At 41.3% G+C, this 25,339-nt stretch carries 23 protein-coding genes; 3 read left to right on the top strand and 20 right to left on the bottom strand.

Features of this window, described 5'->3' with window-relative positions; genetic code table 11:
• Nucleotides 1-46 precede the first annotated feature (46 nt).
• The 9 genes from M1G14_RS08835 to M1G14_RS08875 form a co-directional block, all read right to left on the bottom strand.
• On the bottom strand, nucleotides 47-1,501 hold the full coding sequence (locus M1G14_RS08835; protein WP_049522596.1) for a glycoside hydrolase family 32 protein: 1,455 nt from the start codon (nucleotides 1,499-1,501) through the stop codon (nucleotides 47-49).
• Nucleotides 1,502-1,510: 9 nt separating this feature from the next.
• Nucleotides 1,511-2,356 carry a carbohydrate ABC transporter permease gene (locus M1G14_RS08840; RefSeq protein ID WP_161800641.1) on the bottom strand — a complete coding sequence of 282 codons (846 nt, stop codon included), beginning with the start codon at nucleotides 2,354-2,356 and terminating at the stop codon, nucleotides 1,511-1,513.
• 1 nt (nucleotide 2,357) lies between these two features.
• Complete coding sequence (locus M1G14_RS08845) at nucleotides 2,358-3,260, bottom strand: carbohydrate ABC transporter permease (protein ID WP_014712989.1); 903 nt, start codon at nucleotides 3,258-3,260, stop codon at nucleotides 2,358-2,360.
• A gap of 85 nt (nucleotides 3,261-3,345) precedes the next feature.
• Nucleotides 3,346-4,659 (bottom strand): ABC transporter substrate-binding protein, encoded by a 1,314-nt coding sequence (locus M1G14_RS08850; protein ID WP_041826251.1) that lies wholly within the window; start codon nucleotides 4,657-4,659, stop codon nucleotides 3,346-3,348.
• A 131-nt stretch (nucleotides 4,660-4,790) separates the two neighbouring features.
• Nucleotides 4,791-5,786 (bottom strand): LacI family DNA-binding transcriptional regulator, encoded by a 996-nt coding sequence (locus M1G14_RS08855; RefSeq protein WP_049486564.1) that lies wholly within the window; start codon nucleotides 5,784-5,786, stop codon nucleotides 4,791-4,793.
• Between the two features lie 26 nt (nucleotides 5,787-5,812).
• Nucleotides 5,813-6,691 carry an NAD(P)H-hydrate dehydratase gene (locus M1G14_RS08860; protein WP_049522595.1) on the bottom strand — a complete coding sequence of 293 codons (879 nt, stop codon included), beginning with the start codon at nucleotides 6,689-6,691 and terminating at the stop codon, nucleotides 5,813-5,815.
• A 52-nt stretch (nucleotides 6,692-6,743) separates the two neighbouring features.
• Nucleotides 6,744-7,517 (bottom strand): HAD-IIB family hydrolase, encoded by a 774-nt coding sequence (locus tag M1G14_RS08865; protein WP_049487481.1) that lies wholly within the window; start codon nucleotides 7,515-7,517, stop codon nucleotides 6,744-6,746.
• Between the two features lie 13 nt (nucleotides 7,518-7,530).
• Nucleotides 7,531-8,385 carry a bifunctional methylenetetrahydrofolate dehydrogenase/methenyltetrahydrofolate cyclohydrolase gene (locus tag M1G14_RS08870; protein WP_049522594.1) on the bottom strand — a complete coding sequence of 285 codons (855 nt, stop codon included), beginning with the start codon at nucleotides 8,383-8,385 and terminating at the stop codon, nucleotides 7,531-7,533.
• Between the two features lie 165 nt (nucleotides 8,386-8,550).
• Nucleotides 8,551-8,781, bottom strand: coding sequence for a DUF1797 family protein (locus tag M1G14_RS08875; RefSeq protein ID WP_003005989.1), 231 nt, complete (start codon nucleotides 8,779-8,781; stop codon nucleotides 8,551-8,553).
• A gap of 248 nt (nucleotides 8,782-9,029) precedes the next feature.
• Here M1G14_RS08875 and M1G14_RS08880 point away from each other — a divergent pair, with 248 nt between their 5' ends.
• The 3 genes from M1G14_RS08880 to M1G14_RS08890 all read left to right on the top strand — a co-directional run bounded on the left by M1G14_RS08880 (nucleotide 9,030) and on the right by M1G14_RS08890 (nucleotide 12,372).
• Nucleotides 9,030-11,288 carry an ATP-dependent Clp protease ATP-binding subunit gene (locus M1G14_RS08880; protein WP_049498371.1) on the top strand — a complete coding sequence of 753 codons (2,259 nt, stop codon included), beginning with the start codon at nucleotides 9,030-9,032 and terminating at the stop codon, nucleotides 11,286-11,288.
• A 264-nt stretch (nucleotides 11,289-11,552) separates the two neighbouring features.
• The gene (locus M1G14_RS08885) at nucleotides 11,553-12,002 is read left to right on the top strand and encodes an NUDIX hydrolase (RefSeq protein WP_049485811.1); all 450 of its coding nucleotides are present in this window, start codon (nucleotides 11,553-11,555) and stop codon (nucleotides 12,000-12,002) included.
• Between the two features lie 67 nt (nucleotides 12,003-12,069).
• Entirely contained in the window at nucleotides 12,070-12,372 is a 303-nt protein-coding gene (locus tag M1G14_RS08890; protein ID WP_049485812.1) for a DUF1827 family protein, read from the top strand.
• A 102-nt stretch (nucleotides 12,373-12,474) separates the two neighbouring features.
• Here M1G14_RS08890 and ileS read toward each other — a convergent pair whose 3' ends face one another.
• The 11 genes from ileS to murD all read right to left on the bottom strand — a co-directional run bounded on the left by ileS (nucleotide 12,475) and on the right by murD (nucleotide 25,183).
• Entirely contained in the window at nucleotides 12,475-15,267 is a 2,793-nt protein-coding gene (ileS, locus tag M1G14_RS08895) for an isoleucine--tRNA ligase (protein ID WP_247926523.1), read from the bottom strand.
• 253 nt (nucleotides 15,268-15,520) lie between these two features.
• Nucleotides 15,521-16,348 (bottom strand): DivIVA domain-containing protein, encoded by an 828-nt coding sequence (locus M1G14_RS08900; protein WP_049514223.1) that lies wholly within the window; start codon nucleotides 16,346-16,348, stop codon nucleotides 15,521-15,523.
• A gap of 9 nt (nucleotides 16,349-16,357) precedes the next feature.
• A complete protein-coding gene (locus M1G14_RS08905) occupies nucleotides 16,358-17,149 on the bottom strand; it encodes a YlmH family RNA-binding protein (protein ID WP_049523020.1) in 792 nt (263 codons plus the stop codon).
• 6 nt (nucleotides 17,150-17,155) lie between these two features.
• Nucleotides 17,156-17,419 carry a YggT family protein gene (locus M1G14_RS08910; RefSeq protein ID WP_003011858.1) on the bottom strand — a complete coding sequence of 88 codons (264 nt, stop codon included), beginning with the start codon at nucleotides 17,417-17,419 and terminating at the stop codon, nucleotides 17,156-17,158.
• A gap of 1 nt (nucleotide 17,420) precedes the next feature.
• Nucleotides 17,421-18,050 carry a cell division protein SepF gene (locus M1G14_RS08915; protein WP_049523019.1) on the bottom strand — a complete coding sequence of 210 codons (630 nt, stop codon included), beginning with the start codon at nucleotides 18,048-18,050 and terminating at the stop codon, nucleotides 17,421-17,423.
• Nucleotides 18,051-18,059: 9 nt separating this feature from the next.
• Nucleotides 18,060-18,728, bottom strand: a complete 669-nt coding sequence (locus M1G14_RS08920; RefSeq protein ID WP_049523018.1) for a YggS family pyridoxal phosphate-dependent enzyme — start codon at nucleotides 18,726-18,728, stop codon at nucleotides 18,060-18,062.
• Nucleotides 18,729-18,730: 2 nt separating this feature from the next.
• Nucleotides 18,731-19,996, bottom strand: coding sequence for a cell division protein FtsZ (ftsZ, locus tag M1G14_RS08925; RefSeq protein WP_003005955.1), 1,266 nt, complete (start codon nucleotides 19,994-19,996; stop codon nucleotides 18,731-18,733).
• Nucleotides 19,997-20,011: 15 nt separating this feature from the next.
• Complete coding sequence (gene ftsA / locus M1G14_RS08930; RefSeq protein WP_049523017.1) at nucleotides 20,012-21,400, bottom strand: cell division protein FtsA; 1,389 nt, start codon at nucleotides 21,398-21,400, stop codon at nucleotides 20,012-20,014.
• A 142-nt stretch (nucleotides 21,401-21,542) separates the two neighbouring features.
• Entirely contained in the window at nucleotides 21,543-22,766 is a 1,224-nt protein-coding gene (locus M1G14_RS08935) for a cell division protein FtsQ/DivIB (RefSeq protein ID WP_061591335.1), read from the bottom strand.
• Entirely contained in the window at nucleotides 22,750-23,832 is a 1,083-nt protein-coding gene (locus M1G14_RS08940; RefSeq protein ID WP_247926524.1) for a UDP-N-acetylglucosamine--N-acetylmuramyl-(pentapeptide) pyrophosphoryl-undecaprenol N-acetylglucosamine transferase, read from the bottom strand. Before M1G14_RS08940 ends, M1G14_RS08935 begins: the two co-directional genes overlap by 17 nt.
• 1 nt (nucleotide 23,833) lies before the next feature.
• Nucleotides 23,834-25,183, bottom strand: a complete 1,350-nt coding sequence (murD, locus tag M1G14_RS08945) for a UDP-N-acetylmuramoyl-L-alanine--D-glutamate ligase (protein ID WP_049483050.1) — start codon at nucleotides 25,181-25,183, stop codon at nucleotides 23,834-23,836.
• Between the last annotated feature and the right edge of the window lie 156 nt (nucleotides 25,184-25,339).

Here is a 25,339-nt window from a genome sequence, read left to right on the forward strand (position 1 = left end):
CAAGTCATAGAACTTGTCTTTTTTTCTTTAGGAGGCTATTGATTTCCTATTTTTGATAGGTTTTTACGACCCAATCGATCCCTTCATCTGCCGTGAGGGTATAGACGGGATTTTGACTCGTTTCATAAAAGGTCATCGAGAGAGTTTTACCATCAACGAATACTTCAATTGAGTTGGTATCGCGAATGATCGAAAAATGATGATCTTTTTCAGCATCCAACTGAATCCATCTCGATTGAAATGCTGGATTTTCTTTTCCAGAAATTGGGTGCCCAAATTGGTCTCGACTTAAGCTAAAGCGTTTTTGAGAGGCGTCGTAACTCAATTGCAAGACACTATCAGGATCAGTTTCATCACCATAACCTAGGATAAAGGAGCGACCCGGTTTGGCATTTAGTTCAAACAAGGTTTGTTTCCCTTTCGCTGGGATCGTGATCTGATTGGCCTTAACAATGGTTTCTGACGCATGCTCTACAAGAAAGTGTTCTTTCACTGACTCAGGTAACCCCTGAACCAATCGTCCGTTTTTCAGAGACAATTTTCTTGGAAGAGTCATACTACCTGCCCACCCATGAGCTAAATCATGACTGGGGATAGACCGGTGCCACATTTGCATCCAGGCAACCATGTATCGTTCGCCATTTGGTCCTTGACAAGTTTGAGGGGCATAGAAATCCAAACCACCATCGATTTCATCATAGGAATCGACATGAAAGCGCCCCGTTTCCCAATTCATGTCACCGATAAAGGCAACCGTCGAATTTAAATTCCAGTATTTTTCTTGCTGCCTTTCCATTTCAATGGGAGACAGGATCAAGACCCATTTGCCATCTAAAGGGAAGAAATCGGGACACTCCCACATAATCCCTTGCCCTTTTTCACCTTCTAAAAGAACTGATGTAAAGGTCCAATCTACTAGATTACTTGATGCAAATAGGAGAATTTGACCTCTGTCATCTGGCGTCTTAGAAGCAACGACAGCGTAATAGTTTCCTTGGTATTCAAATACTTTAGGATCACGAAAATCTGCAATATCTGCGATCCCCTCAATATGTTGAGCATGGATCACTGGATTAGTAGGCAACTTTTCAAAGGTAATGCCATCTGTCGACACCGCAAGACACTGCGTCTCTTCTCGCTTTTCCTCATCGTCTACATGACCCGTATACAGCAAATAGAGCTTGTCATCTTTCACAATAGCACTACCCGAGAAGCAGCCATCCTTATCATAGCTTTCACTTGGCGCTAAAGCTACTGGCAGTTCTTCCCAATGGAGAAGATCTTTTGATTTGGCATGCCCCCAATGCATGGGACCCCAAACACTATCATAGGGATAGAATTGGTAAAACAAATGGTATTCCCCAAGGAAATAAACAAAGCCATTTGGATCGTTCATCCAGCCGATTGGAGGTAGCAAATGAAATGCTCCTCTATATTGCTGGTTAACCTTTACCCTGTTTTCATCGATATACTGATTTGCTTTTCGAATGCTTTCCTTCATACTGATCACCTACTTAATACCTGTACCAGATCCACCTAGACCTTGAATAATATATTTTTGTGCTACGATATATACTAGAATAAGTGGAATCGTAGAAATTGTCAAAACAGCCATTACTTGATTGATATAAACTGGTTGAGTTGTATTAATGGTTGTAATCGCCACCTGCATTGAAAATTTTGACGAATCGGTTAAAACCATCAACGGCCAGATATAATCATTCCAACTAGAAATAAAGGAAAGAACACCAACTGTTGCAACCGCCGGTTTCGACATAGGCAACATAATCTTGAAAAAGATCCGTAAGATACTTGCACCATCTATTTTTGCAGATTCGATAATTTCTTCTGGAATGGCAATAAAGAAGTTTCGGAAAAGATAAATATTAAAGACACTAGCTAATCCAGGGATAATAACCGCTAAACGATTATTGACTAAGCCAAGTGAATTAATAATTGTAAATTGAGGAATCAACACTGTTTCCATCGGAATGATTAACAATGCCAATAAAAAGCCAAACAGAATTTTTTTACCTGTAAAATTAATTTTTGCAAATGCAAATCCCGCTAAGGCGTTTACTATAATAGACCCAAGTGCAAATGTTCCTGCATAAAAAATACTGTTCCCTAGATATGTTAGAATACTAAAACGGGCAAGAACTTCTTGGTAAGGTTTAAACCAATCAGCTGGATTAAAACTAGGTAAGAATGCTTTCCAACTTGTTAAATTCTTATACACATCTGCTTCTGGCTTCATTGCTGAAACCACCATCCAGATCATAGGAAATAGAAAGAGGCCTGCTAATAGAATTAATAAAACATATTCTAAAATAGTAGTCGGTTTTAAACGTTTCATCCTAATCATCCTCCTTCAAAACTCGCCGTTGTACAAGACTAATCATACCAATCAATGTTGTAAATACTAAGGCAATCGAACTTGAGTAACCAACAAGACGGTCAGTGAAACCTTGTTGATAAATGTAATATACCATAGTGATTGTTGAGTTCAATGGACCACCTTGAGTCATAACCATTGGTTGTACAATCAATTTAAATGCTGAAATCAATGTTGTCAAGAGTACAAACAAGGCAGTTGGTTTCAATAAAGGCATCGTGATATATCTAAATTGAGCCCATTTTGAAAATCCATCCAACTCTGCCGCCTCATAAATATCTTGTGGAATATTTTGCATTCCTCCAAGGAATAACAACATTTGATAACCTGCACCCTGCCATGCAGAAACAAATACAATAGCATACATGGCTTGTTTTGGACTTGTCAAGAATGGTTGTGAAGAAATACCAATTTTATTCAGTAGAGCATTGAGCAAACCATTATTTGGATTTAACAAGTATAACCAGAGGATAGAAATAACGACAAGAGACATCACAACAGGAGCAAAAAATGCTACCTTAAAGAACATATTTCCTTTACGTTTCTTATTAACAATTAAGGCCATCCCGAGAGCCGCACCAAGTTGCACTGGAATAATCCAAACTACAAATTTCAAGGTATTCAAGAAGCTTTTTATAAAGATTGGATCTTGTGCTAAGCGCATAAAATTTTGTAGTCCTACAAATTTTCTATCCTCAGGCGTTAATAGGTAATAATCTGTAAAGGCATAATAGATCACCATACCAACAGGTATCACTAAAAAGATGAAAAGTAATATTAAAGCTGGAGCTAAAAAGCTATAGCCCATAATATTTTCTTTAAGGCGTTCTTTCTTTTTTGTTTCGACTTTATTTTTTTCGCTCATTGTTCGTCTCCTAAGATGAAACTATTAAATAAAATAAGGTGGAAGGTACATTCCATAACTTACCTTCCACCTTTTTGAATGTCAACTATTTATTTAAAGATTGGTCGATTGCTGTTTGCATTTCTTTCGCACGAGCATCTAATACTTTTTGTACATCTGGATTATCTTTATAATAGCTGATATCTTGCATTGCTTGTTGGAAAGCGCGTGAAACTTGTGGATAAGCTACTACAACTGGACGAGCATGAGCCGTTTTAGCATTTTGTTCCATCAAGAAACGCATTGGCTCAGATACTTTGTCCTTAATATTTTTAATTGTTGATTTTCTGATTGGAAGAACACTGTTACCTAAGCTTAGAATTTCACTAGATTCAGTATTTGTAGCAAACTTAACAAATTCAGCGGCTGCTTCTTTTTTATCAGATTTTGTTGTAACGGCTAATTGCCAACTACCTGAAGGTGATACCAATTTCTTCGTTTTATCTGAAACTGGATAAGGAAGAATACCAAAATCAATATCTTTGTAATTTGTTTGTAGGTCTGCAATCGTCCAAGAACCGCTCAGAACCATAGGATATTCACCGGTTTCAAAACCTTTTTCAACAGGACTAACTGTCGTATATCCATCCTTCACAAGATCTTGAATAAATTGAACAGCTTCAACACTTTCCTTGCTATTGAAGTAGCCTTCCGCTTTTGTTCCTTTAGAATTCACAACAGATCCACCATTTGACCAAATAAGAGGCATGTAAGCATATGGCAACATCTCATCGTTTGAATTCAAACGGAAATCAATCGCTGGTTTGTTAAAATGATCTTTTAATTTCTTAGCAATGGCATTAAACTCAGACCATGTCCATGGTTTTTCTAGGGTTGGTAAACTAGCTTCGTCAATCCCTGCTTCTTTAAACATTTTCTTATTATAGTAAACACCTACATTGGATTCTGAATAACCAAATGCATAAAATTTACCATCATAAGTTCCCTGTTGTTTAATACTGTCCAGTACATCATCCATATTATCGTCTTTTAGATAATCATCCAAAGGAGCAATCACTTTTGATTTTGCATAGGCTGCAGTATTAGGACCATCTAGTGTAATGACATCTGGTAAACTATTTGTCGTAACAGCGGCATTAACCTTATCTTCATATCCACCACCACTACCGCTACGTGGAATAAATTCTGTCACAACCTTATATTTCGTTTTCTTTGATTTATTGAAATTATCAACAACTTGTTGCCAAGCTTTTCCCTCAGCTGTTTCATCTGAGAACTGAACCCAGACTTTAATCTCATTTGAAGAACTTGCAGTTTTGGATTTTGATCCCCCACCACATCCTGCAAGCAATCCTAATGATAGTGCTGCAACTACAGATAACTTAATACCTTTACGCATAGCGTCCTCCTTTTTGAAACGTTTCATTTTTTGGTTATATTTTTAACTCAAGCTAAAATAGTTGAGTTTTTTGAAACGTTTCATTTTATAGCTAAATTATAACAGCGCTTTCATAATTTGTCAAGCACTTTTTATAATTTTTTTGTAGTGTTCCCTTCAAAGAAATGTACGGGCAAACTAATCACATTCTTTTCTATTTTTTCTTGTCGAATCAATTTGAGTAATAAATCTACTGCCGCTTGGGCCATCTGAGCTATTTCTTGAACAATGGTCGAAAGTAAGTACGGTTGATCAAAAGCAGGTCTTAAGCCATCAAAACCAATAATTTGATAGTCCTCTAGAGGAGTTTTTCCCATCTCCGTCAAAACTTTTATAACACGTAGAGCCATAAAATCATTTACTGTAAAAATCCCATCAATCTGAGGATGAGCTTCGAAAAAAGACTTAATTTGTCTTTCTGCTTGATCTAACGGTTCTGGCATTTCAAGACTACAGATTTTTGTATTTTGCCGTTTAGCTTCATCTTTAAACCCCCTTCCGCGTTCCGTTGTTTCATTCAAATGTTTGTTCACACCACTAATGTAAGCTAAATTTTGGCAACCTCGTTTGACTAACTCTCGGCAAGCCAGTTGACCACCATGATAATTTTCAGAGGTTACGTAATAGACATTTTCAGAAAAATGACGGTCAATACTAACAAAAGGTAAATTAGAGGAGATATACTTATCGATATCTGAATAGGTGATCCCAATGATCCCATCTACCTTATTTTTTTCAAGTAATTTTATGTACTCTATCTCGTTTTGAGCATCTTTATCTGCATTACAAATCAATAATTTACATTGATTTTTCAACAATTCCTTTTCTACATGATATGCAAACTCAGAAAAGAATGGATGCCAAATGGTTGGAATAAGTAAAGCGATAATATTACTACGATTCGTTTTTAATCCTCTCGCATATTCATCTGGCACATAAGAAAGTTTTTCAATCGCTTGTTGAACTTTTTTTAATGTCACCTCTTTAATGCCTTTTTCGTTATTGATGACACGAGAAACGGTCCCAACACTAACCCCAGCTTCTGCTGCAACATCTTTCATCGTAATCGATTTTTTTTGCTCATTCATTTTCTCACCTCCTTTCATCCATACTATCATGAAAACGTTTCATTTTCAACATTTTCGTTTGAATTGTCACTCCACTTCTTCATCCATTTGGGGATTTCTTGGCTGATGGTCGTCGGTAGAACCACATAGGCCTCCTTGCTCAAGTCTTCTGCAATGGCTGAATGTAGATAGGTCGCAACCACCACGCGCTCATAGAGACTGACCTGTGGAAATTGACCCGCAAACCCTGCGATCATCCCTGCCAAGGTATCCCCCATCCCCCCTGTTGCCTGATAGGGACCACCAACATCTAGCTGATAGCCCTCTTCTTGCCCACTTGTCCAAATGCGGGTGTGAGGCCCTTTTTCTACAATGACAGTCCCTTGAGGAAAACTTTGAACCGCTTCTCGGCTCTTCTCTTCTGTTTGGCTAGCTAGATCAAGTCCTGACAGTTTTTCCCATTCTTTTTGATGAGGCGTAAAGACCAACTGAGCCTTTGGCAAGTCAAACTGAGAAGCTACTAAAAGACTAATAGCTCCTCCATCTAATATCAAGACCTGCTGGCTAGAGACTTGCTCAAAAATCATGTGCAAGATTGCTTGGTTTTCTGTTGCTTCCTTTAAGCCCGGTCCTACAAGAATCACGCTGGCTTTTTGGAGCTGCTCACAAAGGAGTTCGTGATCTGCCAAATCAAAGCCCATGGCCTCAGGAAGATGGCTATGAAGGGCCGTCAGATTATCTGGATCTGTTGCGACAGTGACCAGCCCCGCACCACTATGAACCGCAGCAAGCGCCGCCATAATGATGGCTCCCCCATAGGGGTAAGTCCCCCCAATCAAGAGCAGGCGACCAAAATCGCCCTTATAAGATCTTGCCTCTCGCTTTGCAATGACACGCTGGATCTCTTCTTTCTGAACTGTTCTCATACCTTCCTCATTTCTAACGAAAAAGGAGAAGCTACGACTCCCCCTCCTTCTTTTATTTTCCTCTGAATTCTGCGAAGACTTGCAAGATCTTAGCAGCCACAGCTTGTGGTTGATTTTGTTTGGCTACCAATTGATCATCCGCATAAGGCTGAAGGGCTGGAAAATCACCAATCTGAACTGCATAAAGAGCTTTTTCAAAGAGCTCGATATCATTTTGATCATTGCCAAAAGCCACGAAATTCTCTCCACAGAGTTCTTCTACTGTTGTCGCTTTATGCGTGTCTGCTGGATTGAGATAGATGCATTTTTCATGCGCATGATAGCGGATATGGGCCTTATCTGTCTTTTCGATCCGCTCGATGATCTCATCCACGAGCTCCTCATGGCCACCCATATAGATCACGACCTTAATCGGATCTGTCAGCTCCTCTAATGAACGATACTGGGCTTTCTTGAGGGGATCTACATTAGCAACAAAAGGAATCTTTTCCAAAATCTGTCCGCTATAATCAAAGGTATCATCCACAAAAAATGGTAGATTGTAATGGCGGCAAAAGCCAAGGACTTCCCGATACACATCCTTGTCCAATTGTTCCTCATATACCAATTGCCCCTGGCGATAGGCCAATCCACCATTTAAGCCTATCACGAGTTGCTGACTCAATGGGTCCCCTAAAAGACCCAAGCAGTCCCGGTAAGAACGTGCAGAAGCAAAGGCAACTTCATGGCCAAATTCTTCTGCTCTCAATAAGACCTGTTTGATTTCATCATCGATTGTGACACCATCGAATGACAGGGTTCCATCTAAATCAAATACAAACTTCATCTTGTTCACACTTTCATTTTTTTAAGGCACGAACAGCTGCTTCGTAGGTCTGCTCCATCAGCATGGTGACGGTCATAGGCCCAACCCCTCCTGGTACCGGGGTAATATGACTGGCCAAAGGTGCAACAGAGTCAAAATCGACATCCCCACACAATTTGCCATTCTCATCGCGATTCATTCCGACGTCAATAACAACGGCGCCTTCTTTCACGAAGTCTGCTGTTACAAATTTGGCACGACCGATCGCAACAACCAAGATATCTGCTCTTCTAGCAATTTTAGGCAGATGATGGGTCCGGGAATGGGTCAAGGTTACCGTCGCATTTTTGGCGAGGAGCAACTGCGCCATTGGTTTTCCAACGATATTGGAACGACCAATCACGACTGCTCGCTTCCCTTCTAGATCAATCCCGTACTCTTTGAACATCTCCATGATACCAGCGGGAGTCGATGGCACCATAATCGGATTTCCAGCCCACAAGCGTCCCATATTCAATGGATGAAAGCCATCCACATCTTTTGTCGGATCAATGGCTAAAAGGACTGCATCCGCATCGATATGCTTAGGCAGTGGCAACTGCACTAAAATCCCATGCCAAAGGGGATCTTGATTGTAGTGTTCGATCACTTCTAATAATTCAGCTTGGCTGATGCTTTCAGGAAGTCGTCTCACTTCACTCCGAAAGCCTGCCGCAATAGCAGAACGCTCTTTATTTCTTACATAGATTTTGCTGGCTGGATTATCTCCTACCACGATGACAACGAGACCAGGCACAACCCCTGTCTCTTCTTTTAATCGTGCTGTTTTCTTCGCAATCTCACCCTGTAATTTTGTAGCGAGCGCCTTCCCATCAATGAGTGTCGTCATATCAATTCTCTTTCTAGTCAAGTAATGAAAATAGTCCTCTCTATTATAGCAGATTTCCACTCTCAAACCTAACTGTTCCTAATTAGAATTTCTTATAGACGAAAACTATAGCCAGATGGACAAAAAATGAGCTTGAGACCACCCCAAACTCATCCACACAGCTGCTTAGTAAAGCAATTCATAAATTTCCATTGCAATTAAATCAATGCTATCAAATGTATAGGTTTCACGCGCTTCAACATCACGAAGTGTAAAGGTTGAACCTTCTTCTTCATTGTGGTTGTATGCTACTTCAGCGACAACAACACCGTCACGTTCAAAATTACGTTTCAAGTTTCCACCGTCTTTTGTCATCGTCTCCAAACGGTTGATAATCCGTACTAAATGTGATTCCATTTTATTTCTCCTCTTTACTTTCTACTCTACTATTTTATCATAAAAGAGAAAGCTCTTCCAATAAAAATTCACATTTTTCCATTGATTTGCTCTCTTCTTCAATCCTTAGCGACATTCCGTAGTAAATTCTTGCAAACTTCTAGAATACTGATATAATGAAACTATAAATCTTTGACTATTTTTGACCTTTTAAAAATAGGCTCGTCTCTTGATGGGAAACCATCAAAAACCTACTGTGAGGTATGTATATGCTTTGTCAAAATTGTAAAATAAATGAATCAACCATCCATTTATATACAAATGTAAATGGACGTCAGCAGCAAGTAGACCTCTGTCAAAATTGCTATAAAATTATGAAAACAGACCCAAATAACAGCTTCTTGAAAGGCATGACCCAACGGAGCCAACTCACTGGAGATCCTTTTGAAGATTTCTTCAATAACCTTGGAAACTTCCAAAGTCCGCAAGAACCTCAAACCCCTCCAACTCAATCCGGAGGCAGTTATGGAGGTGGCGGCTACGGCCAAAACAATAACCGTGGTGGCGGTCAAGACCCTCGTCAAGCACGCCCTCAGAAGCCAAAAGGACTGTTAGAAGAGTTCGGTATCAATGTCACAGAAATTGCCCGCAAAGGGGATATTGACCCTGTCATTGGCCGTGACGAGGAGATTATCCGTGTCATCGAAATTCTCAACCGTCGAACCAAGAACAATCCGGTTCTGATTGGAGAGCCTGGGGTCGGAAAAACTGCTGTTGTGGAAGGCCTGGCTCAAAAAATCGTCGATGGCGACGTTCCTCATAAATTGCAAGGAAAAGAAGTCATCCGCCTAGATGTCGTGAGCCTCGTTCAGGGCACAGGCATTCGTGGTCAATTCGAAGAACGCATGCAAAAATTAATGGATGAAATTCGTCAACGCGAAGATGTTATTCTGTTCATCGACGAAATCCATGAAATTGTTGGCGCAGGATCAGCTGGTGAGGGCAATATGGATGCTGGAAATATCCTTAAACCAGCCTTAGCGCGCGGAGAACTCCAATTAGTTGGGGCTACTACCCTCAATGAATACCGTATCATTGAAAAAGATGCGGCCTTGGAACGTCGGATGCAGCCCGTTAAGGTCGATGAACCAACGGTTGAAGAAACCATCACCATCCTCAAGGGCATCCAGAAAAAATACGAAGACTACCACCACGTCCACTATACAGACGGGGCCATCGAAGCGGCAGCTATTCTTTCAAACCGCTATATCCAAGATCGCTTCCTGCCAGACAAGGCCATTGATTTGTTGGATGAAGCGGGATCTAAGATGAACCTGACCCTAAACTTCGTGGATCCCAAAGTGATCGACCAGCGCTTGATTGAAGCGGAAAACCTCAAAGCTCAAGCGACGCGCGAAGAAGACTTTGAAAAAGCAGCCTACTTCCGCGACCAAATCGCGAAATACAAGGAAATGCAAGGTCAACATGTCACCGATCAGGAAACCCCTGTCATCAGTGAAAAAACTATTGAACACATCGTTGAACAAAAGACCAATATTCCTGTTGGTGATTTGAAAGAAAAAGAACAGTCTCAATTGATCAATCTGGCTTCTGATTTGAAAGCTCATGTGATCGGTCAAGATGATGCAGTAGATAAAATCGCGAAAGCCATTCGACGCAATCGTGTCGGCCTAGGATCTCCAAATCGACCAATCGGAAGCTTCCTCTTTGTCGGACCAACCGGTGTCGGAAAGACCGAATTGTCTAAACAATTGGCGATCGAGCTCTTTGGCTCTGCAGACAATATGATCCGCTTTGATATGAGCGAATACATGGAAAAACATAGCGTAGCGAAACTAGTCGGAGCTCCTCCGGGCTATGTTGGCTACGATGAAGCCGGACAACTAACAGAAAAGGTACGTCGCAATCCTTACTCCCTCGTGTTATTGGATGAAGTGGAAAAAGCCCATCCAGATGTCATGCACATGTTCTTGCAAGTCTTGGATGATGGCCGTTTGACAGATGGTCAAGGTCGTACCGTCAGCTTTAAAGATACTATTATCATCATGACCTCTAATGCTGGAACCGGCAAAGCTGAGGCCAATGTTGGTTTTGGAGCTGCTCGCGAAGGTCGAACCAACTCTGTACTTGGAGAACTCGGTAACTTCTTTAGCCCTGAATTCATGAACCGTTTTGATGGCATCATTGAATTCCAACCTCTATCAAAAGAAAACCTTCTCCAAATCGTTACCCTCATGCTGGATGAAGTCAATCAACGTCTCGCACAAAATGAGATTCATCTGGATGTGACAGAGAAGGTCAAAGAAAAACTGGTCGATCTGGGATACGATCCAAAAATGGGGGCCCGCCCACTCCGTCGTACCATCCAAGACCATATCGAAGATGCTATTACCGATTATTACCTGGAACATCCAAGTGAGAAACAACTCAAAGCCGTCATGACCAGCAATGGGAATATTAGTATCAAAGCTGTTCACAAAACGGCCGAAAAGAAGTCAGAAGCATAATCAGTAAATGTACATTCAGAGAGTGGGACAGAAATCGGTAATTCGTTAGAATTCGATTTCGTCGTCCCACCTCCGCACAGTTGAGTAGGGCTGTAAAAGCTGATGAAATCAGCGTAGTAGAGCCCACTCAACCACTGCGTCTTGCTCGACAATCCAAAAATAATTGAGAGGCTAGGACTTCTGTCCCACTCTCTTTCTTTTTTCCCTCCAGATTTTTGCTAAAAAATATGATATAATGATGAAAAAATAAGAAAAGAGAAAACCATGACCATTCCAAGTTTTGGTGAAAAAAAACAAGATGTGACCTACGTCAATCGCTATGGTGTCTACGCTGTTATTCCCAATAAGGACAAGGATCAGATCATCCTCGTTCAAGCTCCAAATGGGGCTTGGTTCTTACCTGGCGGGGAAATCGAGGCAGGTGAAGATCACTTGCAAGCTCTGAAACGGGAACTGATCGAAGAATTAGGTTTTACCGCTGTTTTAGGACAATACTATGGCCAAGCAGATGAGTATTTCTATTCCAGTCATCGCGACACCTACTACTACAATCCTGCCTATATTTATGAAGTGGTAGACTATACAGAGACTCAAAAACCACTGGAAGATTTTAACAGTCTTGCTTGGTTTCCTGTAGATGAAGCTATTGAAAAACTCAAACGTGGCAGTCACAAATGGGGCATTGAACAGTGGAAAAATACCCACAAAAAATAAAGGAATTCTTTCACAAATAATAAAAAAGTGCTATAATAAATGAAGATAGAGGTTAGGAGGAACTCATATGAAGCTCATTAATACCACAAATAGTCATGCTGTACTGGTCAAAAGCCAACTTGCCAGCACTGACGCCTTGCTTGTCGAGGTTTATTCCGCGGGCAATACCGATGTCGTTTTTACACAGGCCCCAACACACTATGAATTATTGATCAGTAACAAACACCGAGCTATTCGTGAAACTGAAGTAGAAAAAATTCGTGAGTTCTTTTTAAAACGTAAGATTGATCTTCAAATCATTGACCAATCCGCTATTAAAACCCTCTACTCCGATAAACTAATTGAAATTTCCTTTCCAATTACAAAGTAAGGCCAATTTGCCTTACTTTTTTTATTTCCTTAATTCATGAATCTCTACACTATTCTAGCCATTAAAAAAGAAGTTCCTTTATGGAACTTCTTTTAATGGCTTTTATTTAGCTTCAAATCCTTCTGCGACTGCGTCCGCAAAGTTCTCTTCGACGATGCTTGCACAGTGATCACAGATGGTTGCATGATAGTGGCGTTCAGCCGTTGTTGGGTCGATACGACGGCAACGATCACAAACTTCACCAGTGGCACGTTCAACTGTGAAGGCTACATCTTCAAAGGTCACTGCACCTTCTGGAGCTGAGCCTTCTGCGATGGTCAATTCAGAAACAATCAAGAGTTGAGCAACATTGCTATCTACAGCTCCAAGAAGTGTTTTCACAACTTCGTTTGGATAAACTGTCAAATGAGCTTCCAGTGATTTACCAATCACTTTTTCATTCCGTGCTTCTTCCAAGGCTTTTTGAGCTTGACCACGGAAGTCCATGAAGGCTGACCAGGTATCCAAGATTTCTTCTTGGTTGGCAAACGTTTCTGCTTCTGGCAATTCTGACAATTGAACGAAGTCTTCTGCTTCAAACTCAAGATAAGACCAGATTTCTTCAGCAGTGTGAGGAAGAATTGGAGTCAAGAGTTTCGTGATTTTCACAAGGATATCATAGAAGACTGTTTGCATTTGACGGCGTTCGAGGGATTTAGCTCCTTCGATGTAAACAACATCCTTGGCAAAATCCAGGTAGAAGGCAGACAAATCAACGTTGATAAAGTTAACAAGCGCCTTGTAGATCGTCAAGAACTCAAAGTTTTCATAAGCGTCACGGATGGTCTTGACAAGCTGGTTAAAGCGAATGGTCATGTACTTGTCCACTGAACGAAGCTCGTCGTAAGCAACTGTATCCTCAGCCGGGTTAAAGTCAGAAGTATTCGCGATCAAGAAACGAAGGGTATTTCGGATCTTACGGTAAGTCTCAGACACTTGGCTCAAGATATCCATTGAGATACGTACATCGTTGCTTGAGTCTACACTAGTTACCCAAAGACGCAAGATTTCAGCACCAAATTGCTTTTCAACATCACTTGGAGCAATGGTATTTCCAAGAGATTTAGACATCTTCTCACCTTTACCATCCAAGGCAAAACCTTGAGACAAGATTTGTTTGTATGGTGCGACACCATGGTTCGCCACAGATGTGATAAGAGATGAGTTGAACCAACCACGGTATTGGTCTGAACCTTCAAGGTAAAGATCAGCTGGGTATTTGAGTTCTGGACGATTAACCACAACCCCATTCCATGATGAACCTGAGTCAAACCAGACGTCCATGATATCTGTTTCTTTTGTAAATTCGCCATTTGGTGAACCAGGATGCGTAAACCCTTCTGGCAAGAGGTCTTTCGCTTCACGTTGCCACCAGATGATGGAACCATGTTCTTCAAAGAGTTGCGCTACATGTTCGATGGTTTCAGCTGTCATGATTGGTGTGCCATCTTCTGCATAGAAGATTGGAAGAGGCACACCCCAGGCACGTTGACGAGAGATGACCCAGTCACCACGGTCACGAATCATGTTATAAAGACGCACTTTCCCCCATTCTGAGTGGAATTTCACTTTTTCAATTTCATCTAGGATATCTTGACGGAATTTTGATACAGAAGCGAACCACTGTGGCACGGCACGCCAGATGATTGGTTTTTTCGTCCGCCAGTCAAATGGGTAGGAGTGAGAGATTTCTTCTTGAGCAAGGAGCAAATCGCCAAATTTTTCGATAACCGTTGGAACAACCTTGTCGTAGAATTGACCTGCAAAATCAGGACCAGCATTCTCCATCATAATACCGCGTTCGTTAACAGTAACAGCAACTTCGAGGCCATTGGCAATCCCTACATTGTAGTCATCCTCACCAAAACCAGGAGCGGTATGGACGATACCAGTACCTGAATCAAGGGTTACATGCTCACCAAGGATCACCAATTCATCCACTTCAGGATCCCATGGATGTTCTGTAACGATATGGTTCAATTCTTTTCCTTGGTAAGTTGCAAGGACTTCAGCATTTTCCCAACCGAATTTTTCAGAAAGGCTTGGCAAGAGCTCAGATGCTACGACATACTTGCGGTCAGATCCAGCAGGCTTCACTACGACATAATCAAACTCTGCACCCACCGTCAATCCACGAGAAGCTGTAACCGTAAATGGAGTTGTTGTCCAGACAACGATGTAAGTGTCTGTATCTAGGACACCCTTACCATCTTTAACTTTGTTCGCATAGTAAAGAGACGTTGATACCAAATCATGGTATTCAATCTCTGCTTCAGCGAGGGCTGATTCAGAAGACCAAGACCAGTAAACTGGCTTAGCCCCACGGTAGATATAGCCTTTATTGGCCATTTCACCAAAGACTCGGATCTGTGCTGCTTCATAGTCAGGCGTCAAGGTTACATAAGGATGATCCCAATCACCTGAAACACCTAAGCGTTTGAAGTCTTCGCGTTGTTTATCTACTTGAGAAAGCGCATATTCACGGCAGAGTTTCAAATACTCAACCAAGTCCATTTCTTTACGTTTCACGCCTTGTTTGGCCAAGACTTGCTCAATTGGCAAACCATGAGTATCCCAACCTGGAATATAAGGGGCGTAAAATCCTGACATAGACTTAGAACGAACAATGATATCTTTTGAGATCTTGTTCATGGCATGCCCTACGTGAATATTTCCGTTGGCATAGGGAGGGCCATCATGAAGGGTAAAATGCGGTTTTCCTTCATTCAACTCTTGACGGCGTTGATACAATTTTGCATCTTCCCATTCTTTTTGCCAAACTGGTTCCTTCGTTGGAAGCCCAGCCCGCATTGGAAAAGCTGTTTTCCCAAGATTCAATGTTTCTTTAAGTTTCATTGTGTCTCCTTATTGATTTAAAAAGCTATAAAAAAACACGAGCATCCTAAAAAGGACGATTGCTCGTGGTACCACCTTTGTTCGAGAAGTCGCAAACGACTTTCTCCTCTCATCCCGTAACGAGGGAAACGTCCGTTCTTACTCAATGGTTCAGAACGAATACTGTAAAAGGATCATCCATTAAGAGGGAGTGCAGATCTTCCACCATCATCTGCTCGCTAGACCTATCATTAATGGACCTGTTTTTACAAAATTATAAAATATTGACAGATTCACGATTTGCATCATCTTCAGGTTGAATAGTTTCTTCAACCTCAACAACTTCTTCATTTTCATGACGAGCGTGCTCTGCTTCTTCTAAAGCGGATTGAACTTTTTCATTCAAACCTTCAAACGCTTGTGTTGCACCCAATTCTAAATTAGCAGCTTCGATGCGTTTTTGCAATTCTTCGATTTCAGCTGGAGAGAATTGACGAGTCAAATCAATGTTATCATCTTCTGCATGATGATGGTGAACAGATTCACCCAAAGCTTTCTCCACAATTTCACGGAAAGCTTCATCACTTGTTTGAATGTACATAGCTGTTGGACGAAGAATTTCATCCCATTCAGGTGTATCGATAATGCTCAATTGGCTTTCGATGGTTGATTTCAAACGTTGATGGAAGACGCGTGTCTTGTTCTTCAATTCCTCTGTTTCAACGGCAACCTTCTTGGCATTATCCGTTGCATGACGAAGGATTTCATTTGCTTTTTGTTTTGCTTCATCTACTAAGTGCTGTGCATCTTGTTCAGCTTGACGAACAATATTTTCAGAACGTTCGTTAGCGGCTTGTTTGACACGTTCCGCAGTATCTTGTGCAATCAAAACAGATTGACTCAATGAATCTTTCATTTCATCAAAATAGTTTAAGCGTTCTTCAAGAGCTTGAATTTTTGCTTCTTGATCATGATTTAAACGAACAAGATCTTCATAATCGCGAACAACGATATCTAGAAATTCTTCTACTTCGTTCGCATCATACCCTCTAAATTTAACGCCAAAAGTTTTATCTTTAATTTCTAAAGCAGTAAGAGCCATAACTCCTCCTCATTTTTTACTTAAGAGTACTTCAACAGTTATTTTATATTTTCCACTCTTTGAAATACCATTTTCAGAAACAATTTTAAGACGCCCAAAGCGTCGGACACTGACTAAATCATTCAGACCTACAGCATAGCTAACATTGGAAGTAGTAGCATAGTTAACTTTCACTAAACCAGAACTAATCAACTGACTAGCTTGTGAGCGTGAAAGCTTGAAGGTCCCAGCAATCACCTTATCTAACCGATAACTCGACACGAGAATATCTCGCTGCTGGCTTTCTTCCTCTACGATCATTTGTTCAGAGAGAGGAACTTCCCTCAGCTTAACAGGTACCCGAGAAATTTTCTGGATGTGATCCATGAAATAGGGAACAAAACGCTGTTCAACAAATACTTGGATCTTTCCATCACTCGTTAGAATATCTCCAAAGGACTTGCGTTCCACACCTAATTGGTGAACAATGGTCCCCAGTACCTGGGAATGGGTCAAGTGATGAAATTTTGAAGCATAGACCATTTCCAATAGGGCCAGATCAAAGTCACTTGGATCTAATTGGTAATAATCTAGAGCAACAATAACCTTGGCATACTCCATTTTCTGCTCATCGCTGGAAGCAAAGACCTGTAATTGGTAGCTTGCCGCGACATTTCGTAAAATAGTGACCTGATGAGGGTTTAAAAAGCCCGTCACCTCAACAGAATAGCGTTCCACCACTCTTTCAGACAATTCAATACAACGATCAATGAATTCGTGATCTTCGCGATTGAAATGTTGGTAAATCTCTGTCTGTCCCATCGTTTTCTACCCAATCAAAAGTAGGAACAAGCGGGCTAATAACTGATTCATCAAGTTCAAGACCAAAAGTGCTACAAGAACCGTAAAATCCAAGCCCCCAAACTGTAATGGTAACTTTCTAAAAAGGCTCAAAAATGGTTCAACTAGGCGGTGAACCATTTGTCCAAGAGTACTCTGAGGTGCCCCAGGGAACCAAGATAGTAAGGCATAGATGACAAGAATGATGGAATAGATTTGAATGATATTTGATAAGTATTGAAAGATAACCATCTTAACGATTACGTTTCATATCATAGTCAAATTCTGTCACTTCCACATCATTTGGAAGGCGGATATCTTCAATGTTAACAACTACATTAATTGGAGTCAACAAGTACATGGTACTTGCAACACGACGAAGATTTCCTGCTAAAACATAACGAGCCCCATCCAAATAATCTAAACAACGACGTGCTTGTACTTCTGTCATATATTGGAAGTCAATCAAGATACTCTCATTAGATAGTAATAGATCAACAATTTCAGTCGCTTCCTCGTATTTGCGGGGATAGCGTACATCAATGGTAATCTTTTCATCTGTATTTGCACGATTAGCAGCCAATTCACGTTGACGTTCATGCAAGCGAGTAATATTTTCAGATGTATTTTTCGTTGTTGAAACAGGTTCCTTCACTGCCGCTGTAGACACTGGAGTCGTAACAGGTGCGACAGGAGTCGGTTTTGGTTTTACTGATTCTCTTTGACTAATCTGTGGACGTGGAGAAGTCACTTGAGGAGTCGGCTGTGGCTGAGGAACTGGTTGAGTTTCCGCCCCAGCTGCTTTTGCCTCGCGAACTTCTACTTCTTCACCGTCTTCTGTGAAGTAGTCAATAAAGTTGTTAAATTTATCTTTTAATGACATAGTTCTTTCCTATTTAAAAAATGATGTCCCAATTCTAACATAAGTCGCTCCGTTCGCAATGGCTACTTCAAAGTCACGACTCATACCCATACTTAGTTCTGAAAAAGGCATATTTTTTAATTGTTTCTTTTCTAGTTGTTTCTGAAGTTGGTGAGTTTTTGAAAAAATATCCTGCAACTCTTCTTGACTAGCCTCAAAAGGAGCCATCGTCATTAAACCAACAATTTCAATTTTGTCCAGCTGTGCGATTTCCGCTAAAACATCATCCAGTTCATCGGGTGCAAATCCATGCTTACTTTCTTCACCAGAAATGTTCACTTGGAGGAAACACTTGATCGGGTGTTCTGCTCGCTTTTGAATTTCTTGAGCCAGATTCACCGAATCCAAGGCATGAAAGTAATCGACGAGATTAATCACGTCTTTTACTTTCCGCCGTTGGAGGCTCCCAATCAAGTGCCAAGTGAGGTCATACTCTTTTAGAGCTTGATACTTTTCTAGGAATTTATCGACACGATTTTCACCGATATGTTGGATACCTGTTTTCACCAGTGCTTCTGCTGTGGCAACATCCACATACTTGGTGACAGCTATCACATTAACTTGATCTTGACGGTTAGCTTTGTTTCTTGCTGTTTCTACTTGTTGCCGAACAAGATCCGCATTCCCTACCAGATTCATGATTAACGATTCCGGAAGAATGGTGGTGTTTCCAATTCATCATCATCTGAAGATGAATCTACGTAACGATCAACTTGATGTGTTGATGTTGGTTCAGTTTGGCGAACGATATTCTCACGACGAATATCCCAATCACCAAAGGCTGAGCCACGGTTTGGTTCTACCGCTGGACGACTTGGAGTTGTTGGCAATTCAACATCTTGTTTCAAATCAAATTCACGGTCAAATGGTGCAGCTTGTGGGCGTTGTTCACGTGGTCCTGTTTTATAAGGACGTTGTGAGGAAGCAATTCCGCTAACGCGTTCTACCTTGTCTTGACGGACACCAGTTGCAACAACCGTCACGCGGATTTCATCTTTAAGAGATTCATCAATAGATGTACCCAACCAGATGTTCACTCCGTGACCTGCAGCTTGGTTTACAATTTCTGAAGCTTCTTCAGCTTCGATCAATGTCATATCCAAACCACCTGTTACGTTGACGATCACGTCTTCTGCACCATCAATTGTAGTTTCAAGAAGTGGAGAGTAAATGGCTTTACGAGCCGCTTCGATAACGCGTTCTTCACCACTACCAACACCAATACCCATGAGGGCATTTCCTTTGTTTTCCATAACAGTCTTCACGTCTGCAAAGTCAAGGTTGATCAATCCAGGACTTGTGATCAAGTCAGTGATCCCTTGAACACCTTGACGAAGAACGTTATCTGCTTCACTCAAGGCTTCAAGAAGCGGTGTCTTCTTGTCTACAATTTCAAGCAAGTTGTTATTAGAAATAATCAACAATGTATCTACATGTTCGCGAAGTTCGTTGATCCCTTCAATAGCGAAGTTGCCACGTTTTGAACCTTCAAACCCGAATGGACGAGTCACAACGGCTACTGTCAAAGCACCTACAGCTTTAGCAATACGAGCGATGACTGGTGCAGCACCTGTACCAGATCCTCCACCCATCCCTGCAGTGATGAAGACCATGTCTGCACCTTGCAAAGCTTCTGTTAACACTTCTTCGCTTTCTTCAGCTGCCTTACGACCAACTTCAGGTTGACCTCCAGCACCCAATCCACGAGTCAATTTTGGACCCAATTGGATAACTGTTTCAGCTTTTGCACTTGAAAGTGCTTGAACATCTGTATTAGCTGCGATGAATTCTACACCGGCAACGCCTTCGTCAATCATACGATTGATGGCGTTTCCGCCACCGCCACCGACACCGATTACTTTAATTACTGCACCTTGTGCCGCTGCTGTGTCAAATGAAAATGTCATAAATACTTACACTCCTTAATCAAACATATTACCGATCAAATTTTTCATTCGGTCTGTGAATGTAGTTTTTGGTTCTTGTTTGCTATCATTGCTTGCTGCTGGAATTTCTTGAGCATCCACTGGAGATTCAATCTTCTCAGCATTGTATGCAGGTACTACCGGTTGTGCTGGAGCAGCAGGTTGTGGTTGTACTTGTGATTGCACTGGACGATCAAATTGAATCGGTTGTTGACGCAAGACTTCGTCTCCATGAACCGCAGTTTGAGCAATAATATCCACATCTGTCAAATTGCCTGCATATTCAGACAAGCTAATCACATGGGCAAAAGCTGGATTGCGAATTCCAATTTGATTTGGAACAAACAATTTCACATTTACACCAAAGACTTCTTGAGCCAATTCTTCAACACCAGGAAGGATCGCACCTCCACCGATGATCACAATACCACCAGGAAGATCCAACAAATGTCTTCTCTCAAGGTCTTGTTTGATTTGCTCAAAGATGTGTTTGATACGTGCTGAAATGATTTCAGCTAAGTACTTCTCAGTCACTTCAACTGGCTCTACTTCACCGATGACTTCTACATGGAAGACTTCGTTTCCAGCAGACGGCACATAGGCTTCACCATAGTTGAACTTCAAGCCTTCTGCCAATTTTTGAGAAGTTTTCAATACTTTAGAAATATCTTTGGTAACATAATCGCCACCTTCTTGGTAGATATTTGTAAATTGAAGTTCTTGGCTACGAACAGATGCCACCGTTGTTTGGCCACCACCCATATCGATCACCGTTGCTCCGAATTCACGTTCGCCTTCATTCAAGACTGTTTTGATCATCGCAAGCGGTGAAATGATGATGTTTTCAACTTGTAAGCCTGCACGTTCAACGGTTTTACGCAAATTGTGCAAGATTGTACGAGGTCCTGTATAAAGAAGGCCACGCATTTCAAGTCGGATCCCCATCATTCCGCGTGGATCGCGGATTCCTTGGAAACCATCTACTGTGAATTCTTCAGGAATGAAGGTGATTACTTCACGATCCGGTGTCATACTTTTTGTGAGTGCAGATTTGACAACATTTTCAACATCTGCATCTGTGATTTCTTTCGAATCACTTGTGACTGGAATCATTCCTTGAGTTGCTTCGATTTGTAGTAAGTTTGCAGGCAACCCAACATTGACTAGATTGATTGAAATCCCTGCTTTTTCTTCAGCTTGGCTGATTGCATTTTTAATTGCATTTGAAGCAGCTTCGATATCTACTATAATTCCATCTTTGACGCCAGCACTTTTTGCATTGCTGACTCCAATTACATTCATTTCTCCATTGACATGTTCTGCCACCAATACTTTTATTGAACTAGTACCGATATCTAAACCTGTAAAAAAGCCGTCTCTAGCCATTACACCAGTCCTCTCTCTTTATTTGTTTTCACTTTACATCTATTTATAGCCCTTTTAGTTGGAACTATCCAAACTTCATTATATCACAAAGAAGCCTAAAATGGACATTTTTTCTTCAATTATTTGAGATAATTTATGGGCTTTACTCATTCCCAGAAGAATTCTCTCCTTCTGGATTCTGTTCTGGATTCTGTTCTTGGCTTGCTTCCTCAGAATGTTCTTCTTGCTTTTCTGTACTTTCAGCCTTTCCTTTTTCAGCTTGCTCTTTGGCAGCTGCAATGGATTGTTCACTATAGCTGAATACTCCAGCCTCCATATCAATGGTGGAATCATCGTCTAATTGCTTACTGATCGCCTTATAATAAGGAAGCTTGCGGGTAATTTGGGAAACAGGCACCAAGATTTTATTATCGTTTTTCATAGTGATGGTCACCAGATCCTTGGTGACCTTGCTCGGAGTCAGATCTACCGAAACAATTTTATCCGTAATGGAAGAAGAAATAGACTTCATTTCTTGGACAAATTGTCTAACTAATTCTCGATCTGAGAATTTTAAGCTAATATAGGAGGACGGCAATTCCGAAGCTGGAGTTACTGTCTCCACTACTTCTCCATTTTCCAATACTGGATAGTGGTCTTCTCCCGTCACATAATAGGCAACCACTTTGTGTTCCACGATATTGACTTTAAAGGTCACTGGGAATTGATAATGCATGTGCACTTCTTTGATCCACGGACTAGCCGTTTTCATATTTTGTTCATAGACCGATTTATGAAGGAAGGTCGTCAGAGTATAATCTTCTTCTTTGATGCGACTTTTTTCATACAAGAGTTGCTGATCAACCGCCTTGTTCCCTGAAAATTCAATCACTTTCTGTGTGGACAAGGGACTTAAAAAATAGATTGAGAGAAGGGCGACAATCGAGCTGATTCCGATTACCGGAAGGGCACGATAGATATGGCGTTTTGCCACTGTCGGTTCCTTCTTTGGTTTTTTCGTCTTCAAGCCTTTAAAAAATGAAGGCTTTTTCTCTTGTTTCTCTGAAGGATCTAGCTCCTCTTTAGCCGGATCAACTTCTTCTCCTTCTGAACTTTCTCCATCCGCATCTGGATCCTCTTTGGCCTCAGATTCATCTTCCTCTTCAGACTCTTCTATTTCTTCAGATTCTTCCTCTGAGACAGAAGCTGTTTCTTTTTCTGAAAGGTCTTCGTCTTCTTTTGCTTCTTCGCTTTCAGTTTCCTCTGTCTCAGCTTCTTCCGCTTTTTCAAGCGCTTTTTTTTCTAAATATTCTTTGTTTCTTTTTTGCCAGGCTGACAATTCTGTAATTTTGTCATCCGTTGGCGTTTTTTTATTGTCGTCCGTCATCTTTTCCCTTACTGATATCTTTTTGAAGCAGGCCATAAAAATCGTCTAGTGAAAGGAGTTCTGTCGATTTTTCCATTGCTTGGTGGTAGACTTGGCTTTGCTTCAACATTTCTTGAATGGTTTCATTGAAGGTTTCGAGCGTCAATTGATCTTCCTGCAATTGCTCTGCATAACCTTTATCCACAAAATATTGGGCATTTTCAATCTGATCGCCACGGCTGGCTTCTTTTCCTAGCGGTACAATCAAATGGAGTTTGTTCATAGCTAAGAGCTCAAATAAGGTATTGGCTCCACCCCTAGTCACCACTAAATCAGCCTTTTGGAGCATTGGTAAATACTGATCGGTTACATAATCCACTCGATACAAGCCACCCTCAGCCTGATTCAATGTTGAATCACCCGTCAAATTGATGATATTGTAGTGCTGCAAGAGCTCTGCTTGATGCTCTGTCACAAATTCATTAAAGACACGCGCACCGGCGGATCCTCCGACAAAGAGAAGGGTCGGCAAGTCTTTTCGGAAACCTTTTGTTTTTTCTTCTAAAACTTCTGAAGTCGGCGGAATATGATCTGTGACCTTGGTTACCGCACCGATATGCTCACTCTTTGTCAAACCATGCGCTTGCTCAAAAGTCGTGTACATCTTGGTAGCAAATTTATAAGCAATTTTATTGGCCAACCCCATCGAGAGATCCGACTCATGGATATAGACAGGAACACGAGTGAGACGAGCCGCGATCACTGGTGGCACCGAGACAAATCCCCCTTTTGAGAAGAGAACTTGTGGACGCACACGGAGCAGGATCGCTATGGATTGGAGCGTTCCCCAAGCCACCTTGAAAACATCCATCATATTTTGGAAAGAGAAATAGCGACGCAATTTCCCTGTTGCAATCGAATGGAATCGTACCTCTAATCCAGACTTTTTGATCTCTTGGTATTCGATTCCTTTTTTGTCCCCAATATAATGAACTTCCCATCCATCTTCGATAAATTTTGGAATCAAGAGGAGATTAAGGGTCACATGTCCCACGGTTCCTCCACCAGTAAACATTATTTTTTTCATCTTATTTCAACCCTTTTACTGTAGCAAGGAATTCATCCCCACGCACTTCAAAATTCGGATACATATCCCAGCTGGCATTGGCAGGACTTAAGAGCACAACATCTCCAGGGCTAGCCAAGTCGAAGGCTTTCTTTGTAGCATCTGCTACATCTGCCGCATCGACATATGAAACACCTGCTTTATCGGCTGCGCGTTTCACTCGTGGAGCTGATTCCCCGAGAATCACCATTTCCTTTAGGCCCGCAATATGAGGTACCAATTCATCAAATTCATTGCCACGATCAAGTCCTCCTGCAATCAAGATAACCTTGTTGTTATCAAAACCAGAAAGGGCTTTTTGTGTTGCTAAAATATTGGTCGATTTACTATCATTATAGAATTTGACACCTTGAATCTCATCCACATATTGAAGGCGGTGTTTCACTCCTCCAAAGGCCGATAAGGTTTCTTTAATGACCTCATTCTCGACTCCTCGGACTTTTGCAACCGCAATCGTTGCCAAGGCATTTTCTACATTGTGGCTACCTGGAACACCCAGTTCATCTGCACGCATAACAACTTCTCCCTTAAACTTGAGAAGTCCATCTTCCAAATAAGCCCCATCCACTTTTTCGACCGTTGAAAATGGAAGGACCCTTGCCTTGGTATTTGTAGCCAGTTCCTTGGCCAGGTCTTGGTTGAAGTTCAAGACAATGACATCTTTTTCTGTCATATTCTTTTGAAGATTCCATTTGGCAGCTACATAATTTTCAAAAGAACCATGATAGTCGATATGGGTCGGCATGAGGTTGGTAATCACTGCAATCTCTGGACGGAAGGCTTCAATTCCCATCAATTGGAAAGAAGACAATTCCATGACCAGAACATCCTTTTCTGTTGCTGTTTGTGCAACTTGACTAGCTGGAAAACCGATATTTCCAGACAATAGACCACCTTGACCGGCAGCCGTCAAGACTTCCCCGATCATGGTTGTCGTCGTCGTTTTTCCGTTTGATCCTGTAATCCCAATAATTGGCGCATCCGAAATCAGATAGGCCAATTCCACTTCAGTGAGGACTGGAATGCCTTTTTCAAGCGCTTTTTCAACCATTGGGTTCGAATAAGTGATTCCTGGATTTTTAACCATGACTGCAAAGTCTTCATCCAACAATTCCAGAGGGTGACCTCCTGTCACGACCTTAATCCCTTCTTCCAGTAAACTTTGTGCTGCTGGATTTTCTTCAAAAGGTTTGCCATCATTGACGGTCACAATCGCTCCTAAGCGATCCAACAAACGGGCAGCTGACTCGCCTGACTTCGCCAAACCTAATACAAGAACCTTTTTATTTTCAAATTGTTTCACAAATTTCATGATTTCTTCGCTCCATTTTTATCACTCTCTATTTTACCTTTTTTTAGCAAAATTAAAAAGCCCAAAGGGCTTTAAAAATCTGTACTGACCCCAAAAAGTTAGACAAATAATTTAAGTTAAGGATTTAGTCCTGTATTGCACAGGACTAAGTCCTTT

The sequence above is a fragment of the Streptococcus parasanguinis genome (genome assembly GCF_023109675.1).
GTDB lineage: Bacteria > Bacillota > Bacilli > Lactobacillales > Streptococcaceae > Streptococcus > Streptococcus parasanguinis_I.